Raw genomic sequence first — 10,158 nt, 5'->3', positions numbered from 1 at the left:
AAATGAGATTTAAAATCTGTTTTGATTGATTACGGAAGCGAATATATTTGAAGAGCCCGGTGCGGTAGTTCCGCACGCCGGGATCTGTACGGGGTGCACTGGGTAACCAGTGCGTCTACCGTGACTGAAATCACTTTAAAAATAGAAGGGATATTTCGTAAATATCAAGATATAGAATGGACTATTAGGCACAATAAAATTTATATACTTCAAGCAAGACCTATTACAACCTTTAAAATTAAAGATTTTGAATTACTGTGGCAAAAGGAAGATGCAGAAAATTATACTTGGGATAGGGAATGTGACAAGCCCTATGAGCCTTTAATTAATGAATTAAGCTTAATACAAGGTGAGGCTCTAAATGAAGGGTTTTATGCTGTAGGTTTTCAAAATTTTTATACTGAATATTGTGTCCAAAATGGTTACTTCTTTTATAGAGATAAAGAAATGGTAAATCAAGAGCAGCAAGAGGGAAAATTTCTAAATATGTTAGAGGGGTTACATAATGAATATAAGAACATATTCCAAGATGTTGTATTGCCAGAATTATTACTTCTTAAAAAGGATTTAGATAATTACATATCAAGAGAGTTATCGCAAGGTGAAGCATTAGTGTTTTTAGAAAAATCAGTAGAGTACATGGAATTTATAGCAACAAATCATTGGCCAGTTACTCATGGATGTGATTATGTAAATACTTTTATGGAATACTGTAAAAATATAATTAGTGATTTTAATGTAGATGATTTTTACGACCTAGTGTTTAATGTTAGTATACTAAATAAAGAAAGAGAGTTTTATATTGGTATGGCAAGTGAGGTAAATTTAAATCCAATTTTAAATGAAATGTTTAAAGCTTGTCCCTATGATGAGATTTTATATGCAAGGCTTAAGAGGGTTTCTGAAAGTGAGAATTTACTAAAATTAATAGAAGATTATATAGATCTGTTTGGAATTTGTTATTTAGATAGTGATGTTAACAGTGCTTATTTTAATCCACTACTAATGGAAGCACCTTCTAAAATAATAGGACATATGCGAGGATTTCTAAATCTTAATATTGAAAATTTTAAAGCTTCTGTAGGGAATTCTTTGAAAAATAAAAACAGAATTAAGTCCAGTATATTAAGTACATTAGACAAAGAAAAAGGGGGAGAATTTTCAAAAAAACTTATTTTAGCCCAAAAAGCATACTTAGCAAGAGATGACCATCATTATTATTTTGAACGTATGGCAAAATCATATTTACGTTTAGCATTATTAGAGGCTGAAAAAATACTAATTAGAAATAAGCAAATACAACATAAAGAAGATATATATTTTCTTACTCTAAATGAAATTAAAGAGGGATTATTAAACAGTGGTAATTTTAACAATATTATAAATGAAAGAAAGCAGCTTTTTAATTATCAAAAAAAACTATTTGCACCATCTACCATTGGAAAGCAAGTTGCTCAAAGCACCGAGGGCATAGATGAGAACAACGAAGGTGGTAAAAGTGATTTTAAAGAACAGATTGTAATTTTAAAGGGACTTTCAGGATTAAGAAAAAAGGTTAAGGCAAAAGTCAAAATGGGAATGCCTGATTATCTAGAGGAGGATTGTATATTAGTAGTGCCATTTACACGCTGTGGGGAGCTTGAACCTATAGTTAACCATGTAAAGGGCATTATTGTAGAGGCCGGTTCTCCCTTTGATCATCTAGGAATTCTTGCTAGAGAAATGAATATACCAGTTATATATAATGTTAAAAATGCAATGAGTATTCTTAAAGATGGAGATGAAGTTCAGGTAGATGGATTTGTAGGTGAAGTTCAAATAATAAAAAAATGCTAATAACTTTACTTATAATAATCAAAAACTTGTAACTATACTTTAAATTTGGCCCAAGAAAAATTTTGTATTGTATTATTATAAAAAGTTGGTATAAAACTTTCACTTAGACACAACATAATAAAGCACATAAAAATAAATATTGTAACATTCTTAAGTGTTACTTATTGGAATGTGTCTAGTGAAAGGAGGTATTTATATGAAGACTAATGAAACAATTACTGTACTAAATGAATATGGCAAGAAAGTAGATTTAGAATTGATTGATGCTATTAAAATGGATGGAAATGAATATGTGATAGTTGGCCCCAAAGATTCCGATGAGGCTTATGCTTACAGATCAGTTGTAGTGAATGGTGAAACAGAATACTCCTCCATTGGCCTTGGAGCTGAGTTTAAAAAAGTCTTAGATAAGTATAATGAGCACCAAGATCAGTAATAATTTGTAGGAGGTTTTTATATGAAGGATCAGGAGCAGGCTAGCAAGGAAAATCTGCGTGATTATATTAAAAAAGATACAAAGTCTCAAAATGCACATTCTAAGAATCAAATAATTCAATCTGTTGAAGAAAGTGCATATAATGAAAGCGTTTTTGAAACTAAAAAAAGTGAGTATGGTGGGGCTAAGTCAGAATAACGAATAGAAATATAGTATAAGAAAAGAGGCAGGTGTTTATTATCTAAATAGGATAATAAACACCTGCTATTTTTGTTATAATATAATAATAAAGGATTATATAAATAAGAATAATAAAAAGAAAGGAATTAACATATGAAGAAAATGTTTGAAGAATTTGAAAAGCATTTAATGGAAGACGAGAAGCCTTCTATATATTTCAATAAGATAATAAGTAATGACAGCATATTTACGCAGTATCCCTATACATTATTAAGCTGCTTAGTAGAAACTCCCCAATCTCCACAGCATCATCCAGAAGGGAATGTATGGATACATACGATGCTGGTGGTAGATAATGCAGCAAAGGTAAAAGGGTTAAGTGAAAATCCTAGAGCCTTTATGTGGGGTGCATTATTACATGATTTAGGAAAAGCACCTACTACAAAAATTAGAAAAGGTAAGATAACATCTTATGACCATGACACAGTGGGTGCAGAGCTTTGTAGGGAATTTCTTGGAACATTTACAGAGGAGGAAGAATTTATTAAGCGGGTTATAGCCTTAGTTAGGTGGCATATGCAAACTTTATTTGTAATTAAAGATTTACCTTTTGGCGATGTGAAAGGCATGGCTCAAGAAATATCCATCAAAGAAATTGCACTGTTATCACAGTGTGATAGGCTTGGTAGGGGTGAACTCGATGAGAGTAAAATCAAAGAGGAGAAGGAGAATATTAAAGCTTTTATCCACAAGTGTGAGAAGTATTTAGAAGGTTCGAAATAGATTTAATAAATAAAAGTATATATTGTTACAACTGCATTCACTTCGCCAAGTAATTCTGCAATTTATTTTATATATAGCTACTAAAAAATGCAAACTCGCTGACGCTCAAACATGCATTTTTCTATACGTAGCTATATATAAAATAAATTGTGAATTACTAAGGCTTGTTCAAATGCAGTTTACACAATATATACTTTTAATAATAAATGACAAATTTCAAAAATATTAAAAAGCTATAAAAAATCATCTACATTATAGGGTGCATTTTATTGACGCTCAAACATGCATTTTTCTATACGTAGCTATAACAAAATAAATTGTGAATTAGTAAGGCGCAGGGAATGCAGTTTACACAATATATACTTTCATTACTAAATCTTAAATTTGAAAAACTACTAAGATGCACCTATAAAGGCTGATTTTTTATAAAAGCATATGGTATACTAATAAAAGAATTCAACAAAAAATATTCATGGAGTACAAAATAAACCCATAGGCCGGTGGATATGGGGAGTCTGAGATATGCGGAGATGATTATTGTGAGATATGAAGGTGTAGTATATAGACCACCCAGTGAGGCATATAGTCTTATAGTACAAGTTACTATTGGATGTTCACATAATGGGTGTAGCTTTTGTGGGATGTACAAAGAAAAGAAGTTTAGAATACGTGATTTAAAAGATATTATAGAGGATTTGGAGCAGGCTAAATTAAACTATGGAATAGTTAAAAAGATATTTCTAGGGGATGGAGATGCGCTAGTACTACAAACTAGTAAATTAAAATCTATACTATCAAAAATAAGAGAATTATTTCCTGAGTGCGAAAGAGTGGGCATTTATGGCACATCTAATGATATTTTATCAAAATCACTAGACGAACTTAGAGAACTTAAAGAGTTTGGCCTTGGCATTGTGTATCTAGGTGTTGAATCTGGAAGTAATGATATATTAAAAAGTATAAATAAGGGAGTAACTGCAGGCGAGATAATTATGGCAGGACGCAAGGTTAAAGAAAGTGGAATAAAGTTATCTGCTACACTGATTTCAGGAATAGGAGGTAGGGCAAAAATAAGAGAGCATGCAATAGAATCTGCAAAACTTATAAGTGCTGTAAACCCGGATTATCTAGGTTTTTTAACTTTAATGCTAGAAAGCGGAACTCCCATATATGAAGATGTACAAAAAGGTGTTTTTCATATATTAACCCCAGAAGAAATAATGTATGAGACAAGAGAATTTTTGCAAAATGTAGAAGTTACTTATTGTGTTTTTAGAAGCAATCATGCTTCAAATTACATGGCACTTTCGGGAACATTGCCAGGAGATAAAAATCAGCTATTACAAGACATTGACCTTTCACTGAAAGATGGATATAGATATAAGCAAGAAGAAGAGAGAAGACTATAAAAAGGGGGTGGACATTATTAAGGAAAAAATTCTTAAGCTACTTAAGGAAAGTGGAAATGATTTTATATCAGGACAAAAAATCAGTAAAGATCTAGGAGTTAGTCGTGCTGCTATATGGAAATATATAAATACAATTAAAGAAGATGGCTACGAAATTGAAGCAATTTCAAGAAAAGGGTATAGAATAATCTCTTCACCAGATATACTTACCTTTGAGGAGATTAAAGACTTTCTAAGTACGCAGTATATAGGTAAAAATGTAATTTACTATGATTCTATAGGTTCAACAAATTCTATTGCTAAAGAATTAGCAGAGAGTGGGGAAGAACATGGCACAGTTATAATAAGTGAGAAGCAGACAACAGGCCGTGGACGGCTAGGACGAAAATGGATATCTCCTAAATATAAGGGCATATGGATGTCAATAATACTTAGACCAAACATAGTCACAGAAAATATATCTCAAATAACTTTAATCGGAGCAGCAGCTGTTCAACAGGCTATTTTGAAAATGGGCATTAAAACTAGTATTAAGTGGCCTAATGATATAGTACTTAATAGTAGAAAAGTCTGTGGTATATTAACAGAAATGAGTGGAGAAATAGATCATATTAATTACCTAGTTATGGGAATTGGGATAAATGTAAACTTGGAAGAAAAAGATATACCAGCGGATCTAAAAGATGTGGCTACTTCACTTATAATAGAGAGTGGTAAATGTATAGATAGGAAGCTTTTGCTAGCAAATGTCTTAAATGTTTTTGAAGAACTATATAATGATTTTATGAATGAGGGCAATGTATCCGAAACTATGGAAATTTGTAGAAAAAACTCTTTGCTTTTAGGAAAAGAAATCCAATTGATAAATAGAGGAAAACAAGTAAAAGTTAAGGCAATAGATATAAGTGATAGTGGAGAATTAGTTATTGAAAATCAACAAGGTATATTAGAATATATTGTTTCAGGGGAAGTTTCTGTAAGAGGAATTTATGGATATAATGAGTAAATATATATTAAGGTATCATAAATAAAATAGGCTAGAATACTTTAAAGATGATTAAGCTTAAAATAAAGTTAAAATGTAATTTTCATATAGACATATTAGCTAGATTAACGGTATAATATGAGTATTAAGTTTGAAAGGAGAATGATTATGGAAGAAAATAAAATTATATCAATGATGGATGAAGATGGAGAAAAGGTTGATTTTGAATTAGTAGAAATCATTGAATTAGATGAAAATAGATATGCACTATTAGCGCCTATAGGGGATGAAGAGGATGCTTTTGTCTATAAAATCACAACAGTAGATGATAAAGAGGAATATAATGCAGTTGAAGATGAAGAAGAGTTTGAAAGAGTATTAGAAGAATACGAATCAACTTTTGAGGAGTAAATAGCATACAAATAAATCCTTAATGGCTTATTGGTCATAATCCACAATCTAATAAACCTTAACCCAATAAACCCTTAGGGTTTATTGGGTTTTTATTATAAGTATAATAAAAAATTTATCCTAAATATTAAACTCCTAGGAATAATTGTGTGTTTTTATAAGTATTAATAACCTGGGAGGGGATCCTATGTTATTATTTAGAAGGATAATGAATGTTTTTGTTTTATCTGTGGTCTTAATTACAATTCTGGTAAGCTTAAGTTCTAGTAATTCTGTGAATTATAATATTGATTTGGAAAAAAGTATTATTACTCAAGAGGATACTGAATCTGTGGGAATAGATTACTTGTGTATTGTGAAAAAATCTAGAAGAGATAGGCTCCATAAGAGTTATGAAGATCAATATTCAGCTATAATAACTACAAATGCTGAAGCCACAAATATAAAGTATGCAATTTTTAATGGTAATAAAAAAATAAATGAGTATAAGATCAAAGGGAATGTAATGTTTCCTCTAAAATACTCAGAAGTAGAAGGTGTATTAACTTTTAGGGGAAATAATCTTAGGGATTGTGCAAGTTATGGAGTAGCTAATATAAAAGAGAAAAAATTGGAACGCCTCTGGAGTTTTAGAACTTCTTCTAGTACCTGGGGTGGAGGTGCAGGGTGGACTGGGCAGCCTTCATTGATTAAATGGCCAGCACATGTGAAAAAATTTATGAACTTAGAGGATAAATATAAGAAAGACGATAATTTTATAGAAGTAGTTTATGCATCATTGGATGGGCGCATATATTTCATTGATAATGAAAGTGGCAGTGAAACAAGGTCTTGCATTAATATAAAGAATCCTATAAAAGGCAGTGTATCTCTTGATCCTAGAGGGTACCCTTTACTTTATGTAGGACAAGGAATTCCAGAGAAAGGTCCCATTGGATATAGGATTTTTAGTCTTATTAACATGGAACAATTATACTTTATAGATGGAAAGGACCCTATAGCATATAGAAACTGGGGGGCGTTTGACGGTGCACCTTTAATTAATAGTGAAACGGATACATTGGTTCTTGGTGGAGAAAATGGAGTTTTTTACAATATAAAGTTAAATACCTATTTTAATGAAAAAACAGGAGAGCTTAAAATAAATCCCAAAGATATAAAGTATATATATAAAATTTCAGGGAATAATTATCAAGGCATAGAAAATTCAGTAGCAGCCTATAGAAACCTTGTTTATTTTGCAGATAATGGGGGATATATTCAATGTGTAGACTTATTAACAATGAAGCCAGTATGGTCTTTTAATTCAGGAGATGATACGGATGCATCATTAACCATTGAAGTAGAAAATAATATTCCATATATTTTTACAGGTAATGAAGTTGATAAGCAAGGAGCAAGAGGCATAAGTCATATAAGAAAAATTAATGGGATAACAGGAAAACTAGTTTTTGAAAATGCATATGAAGTAATGTCTTTAATTGGCGAAAATGCTGTTAATGGTGGAGTTCTTGCAACTAATATAATAGGTAAAAAATCAATGAAAAATTTAGTGATATTTACAATTGCTAGATATAAAGAGTTCAATTCTGGGATAATATTAGCTATAGATAAATTTACAGGAAAAGAAGCGTGGAGGTTTGAAATGCCAAATTACGCTTGGTCATCACCTGTGGATTTTTATGATGCTAATGGCACTGGATATATAATTCAATGTGACTCTTTAGGTAATATGTATTTAATCCAGGGAGAAACAGGTGAAGTATGTTTTAATATTAACTTAGGAAGTAATATAGAAAGTTCACCTGCAATTTTTAATGACAGTATTGTTGTAGCAACTAGAGGTGGAGAAATTCACTGCGTTAAGATAAAATAGGATAGGCTAGAATAGATTCGCACAGTGGCTTATTTACAGGAGGTAAAAATTTGAATTTATTAGATGTTGATATAGAAGCACTTGTAGAAACAATTTCACATGAAGACGATAATTTAGGAAAAAGCTTTTTAGACACACATACCGGGGAGGTCATATATATTCCCACAGAAGTGAGTTTAGCCTTAGAAAAGGGAACATTAATAGAGGATACTTTTGATAATTGGTTAAAAGAATTTGTTCGTGTAGCCATACTTATTAGCGAAGACACTGTTAATAGATATTTAAGTACTCCTCTTATAGATGAAGACTTTTATATAAGTACAATGAAGAAATATGTAAATACCATAATTAGTAATTCAGATTTAAAACAAGAATTACAGAAGGCATTACATAGTAAAGAACCTATAAAGAGGTTTAAACACATTTTAATGGATAAAGAAAATAAAACAGAAGAATGGTATAAATATGAAGATAGTTGTATAAATGAATTTGTTAGAGTATGGTTAAAATCTAATGGCATTGAGTTAAAGTATTTAAATTAATCATCATCTGCGATGCTGCAATTAACGACTTCAGAAGAAGATTTAGATTCCAACTGAAGTATATTTTTGTTATAGTATATTATCTCCGCTTATAGAAGTGGGAGACTTCCTTCTGAAATGTCGTTAAATCAAGCAAAAAGCAGCCAATTTGGTTGCTTTTTTCTTAAGATATCGTATTATGAAACCATTAATAATGCGTCACCAAAGGTGATGATTTAATGTTGCAGGCTAGTGTGATATAATTGTTTTATAAAAAGTGTTGATTTTATACATTTTTTTAATTATGAATTATTTGAATTATGATAATGGGAGTGAGAAATATGGAAAATGAATTTTATAATAAAATTCGAGAAAATCCAGTAATTGCAGCTGTAAACAATTTGGAAAAGTTAGAAAAGGCCATAGAATCTCCCTGCGAAATTATTTTCTTGCTTACAGGAAGTATCTTTAATTTAAAAGAGCTTGTTAATCGTATAAAAACACAGGGTAAGAGTGTATATGTACATTTGGATTTAATTGAAGGGTTTTCAAGAAATGTTTGTGCTTTAAAATATATAAATGAAAAAATTGTGCCGGACGGAATTATAACTACTAAAAGCAGCCTTATTCGAGCTGCTAAGGAAATGGGCTTATTTTCAATACAAAGACTTTTTATGTTAGATGCATTGTCACTGGAAAGTGGCATTAGTTCTATTAAAAACATAAGACCTGATGCTGTAGAAATATTACCTGGAATTATGCCAAGAGTAACAAAAACAATTAGTACTGAGGTAAATATTCCTATAATTACCGGTGGGCTAATTTCAGATAAAGAAGATGTAATTGCTAGCATTAAAGCAGGGGCTATTGGCGTTTCTACAAGCAAAGAGGAAATATGGTATATGTAATTATGTATATATCAGCTTTTAATTAATTATAATAGAATATGATAAATTTTTTGGAGGTATGTACATGTTAGCATATGAAGTAGCAATAAGGCTTGCCCTCGCGGTTATAATTGGCGGTTTAATTGGATATGAGAGAGAATTTAAAAATAGACCAGCTGGTTTTAGAACACATATTTTAGTTTGCTTAGGTGCTGCCGTTACCTCAATTATACAATTATATTCAATTGAAGATGCAACCAATATGATAATTCAGCATCCGGAACTTCAAAACGCATTAAAAGCAGATATTGGAAGACTTGGAGCGCAGGTTATAACTGGAGTTGGATTTTTAGGTGCAGGGACTATTATACATGAGAAGGGGTCCGTAAAAGGGCTTACTACGGCAGCAAGTATTTGGACAGTAGCATGCATTGGGCTTGCAGTTGGGTTAGGGTATTACACTTTAACCATACTAGCAACTATATGTGTTTTTATAGTATTAGTATTTTTTAAGACTTTTGAAGCCAAGCTTTTTAAAAACATTAATATTCTTAAAATAGAAATCCAATATAGCAACAAGAAAAATATGGTAGAAAAATTAGAAGAGTACTTTGATGGTATGGGAATAAAAGTTAAGACTATAGACTTTGCTATTGATGATGAAGAGGAAAATCCAGGTTATAGCACAACTATTTATACGATTTTAGCACCAAGACATATTAAGAGCAATAAAATTGTACAAAAAATATGCACTTTTGAAGAAATATACAAAGCAAATATAGTAGAATAAAAATAGTTATTTAGATAATATATATATTAGTAATATCTCAATTA

Annotated in this window: 11 protein-coding genes; all 11 read left to right on the top strand. The window is 30.9% G+C overall.

Annotated features, from left to right (window positions below; all coding sequences use genetic code 11):
* Positions 1 to 120 precede the first annotated feature (120 nt).
* The 11 genes from ACREV6_RS18565 (at position 121) to ACREV6_RS18515 (ending at position 10,114) form a co-directional block, all read left to right on the top strand.
* Positions 121 to 1,836 carry a PEP-utilizing enzyme gene (locus ACREV6_RS18565; protein WP_431579528.1) on the top strand — a complete coding sequence of 572 codons (1,716 nt, stop codon included), beginning with the start codon at positions 121 to 123 and terminating at the stop codon, positions 1,834 to 1,836.
* Between the two features lie 196 nt (positions 1,837 to 2,032).
* Positions 2,033 to 2,272, top strand: a complete 240-nt coding sequence (locus ACREV6_RS18560) for a DUF1292 domain-containing protein (RefSeq protein WP_431579527.1) — start codon at positions 2,033 to 2,035, stop codon at positions 2,270 to 2,272.
* A gap of 21 nt (positions 2,273 to 2,293) precedes the next feature.
* On the top strand, positions 2,294 to 2,470 hold the full coding sequence (locus tag ACREV6_RS18555; protein ID WP_431579526.1) for a hypothetical protein: 177 nt from the start codon (positions 2,294 to 2,296) through the stop codon (positions 2,468 to 2,470).
* Positions 2,471 to 2,605: 135 nt separating this feature from the next.
* Positions 2,606 to 3,235, top strand: a complete 630-nt coding sequence (locus ACREV6_RS18550; protein WP_431579525.1) for an HD domain-containing protein — start codon at positions 2,606 to 2,608, stop codon at positions 3,233 to 3,235.
* A gap of 539 nt (positions 3,236 to 3,774) precedes the next feature.
* The gene (locus ACREV6_RS18545; protein WP_431579524.1) at positions 3,775 to 4,644 is read left to right on the top strand and encodes a radical SAM protein; all 870 of its coding nucleotides are present in this window, start codon (positions 3,775 to 3,777) and stop codon (positions 4,642 to 4,644) included.
* 16 nt (positions 4,645 to 4,660) lie between these two features.
* Positions 4,661 to 5,650: a biotin--[acetyl-CoA-carboxylase] ligase gene (locus ACREV6_RS18540; protein WP_431579534.1), complete on the top strand. Its 990-nt coding sequence runs from the start codon at positions 4,661 to 4,663 to the stop codon at positions 5,648 to 5,650.
* A gap of 147 nt (positions 5,651 to 5,797) precedes the next feature.
* Complete coding sequence (locus ACREV6_RS18535; protein WP_431579523.1) at positions 5,798 to 6,040, top strand: DUF1292 domain-containing protein; 243 nt, start codon at positions 5,798 to 5,800, stop codon at positions 6,038 to 6,040.
* Between the two features lie 187 nt (positions 6,041 to 6,227).
* Positions 6,228 to 7,916, top strand: a complete 1,689-nt coding sequence (locus tag ACREV6_RS18530) for a PQQ-binding-like beta-propeller repeat protein (protein WP_431579522.1) — start codon at positions 6,228 to 6,230, stop codon at positions 7,914 to 7,916.
* A 50-nt stretch (positions 7,917 to 7,966) separates the two neighbouring features.
* Positions 7,967 to 8,458, top strand: coding sequence for a UPF0158 family protein (locus ACREV6_RS18525; RefSeq protein ID WP_431579521.1), 492 nt, complete (start codon positions 7,967 to 7,969; stop codon positions 8,456 to 8,458).
* 320 nt (positions 8,459 to 8,778) lie between these two features.
* Positions 8,779 to 9,345: a glycerol-3-phosphate responsive antiterminator gene (locus ACREV6_RS18520; protein WP_431579520.1), complete on the top strand. Its 567-nt coding sequence runs from the start codon at positions 8,779 to 8,781 to the stop codon at positions 9,343 to 9,345.
* A 64-nt stretch (positions 9,346 to 9,409) separates the two neighbouring features.
* Complete coding sequence (locus ACREV6_RS18515) at positions 9,410 to 10,114, top strand: MgtC/SapB family protein (protein ID WP_431579519.1); 705 nt, start codon at positions 9,410 to 9,412, stop codon at positions 10,112 to 10,114.
* The last annotated feature ends 44 nt before the right edge of the window (positions 10,115 to 10,158 follow it).

The organism is Clostridium sp., assembly GCF_050717515.1.
In the GTDB taxonomy this organism is placed as follows: Bacteria; Bacillota; Clostridia; order Clostridiales; family Clostridiaceae; genus Clostridium_AD.
This window is presented reverse-complemented; position numbering and strand designations above follow the sequence as displayed.

What these genes read in the sequence shown, in the direction of transcription:
- ACREV6_RS18515 (WP_431579519.1), top strand. Translation starts at nt 9,410, where the DNA reads ATGTTAGCATATGAAGTAGCAATAAGGCTTGCCCTCGCGGTTATAATT.
- ACREV6_RS18555 (WP_431579526.1), top strand. Translation starts at nt 2,294, where the DNA reads ATGAAGGATCAGGAGCAGGCTAGCAAGGAAAATCTGCGTGATTATATT.
- ACREV6_RS18560 (WP_431579527.1), top strand. Translation starts at nt 2,033, where the DNA reads ATGAAGACTAATGAAACAATTACTGTACTAAATGAATATGGCAAGAAA.
- ACREV6_RS18535 (WP_431579523.1), top strand. Translation starts at nt 5,798, where the DNA reads ATGGAAGAAAATAAAATTATATCAATGATGGATGAAGATGGAGAAAAG.
- ACREV6_RS18530 (WP_431579522.1), top strand. Translation starts at nt 6,228, where the DNA reads ATGTTATTATTTAGAAGGATAATGAATGTTTTTGTTTTATCTGTGGTC.
- ACREV6_RS18550 (WP_431579525.1), top strand. Translation starts at nt 2,606, where the DNA reads ATGAAGAAAATGTTTGAAGAATTTGAAAAGCATTTAATGGAAGACGAG.
- ACREV6_RS18520 (WP_431579520.1), top strand. Translation starts at nt 8,779, where the DNA reads ATGGAAAATGAATTTTATAATAAAATTCGAGAAAATCCAGTAATTGCA.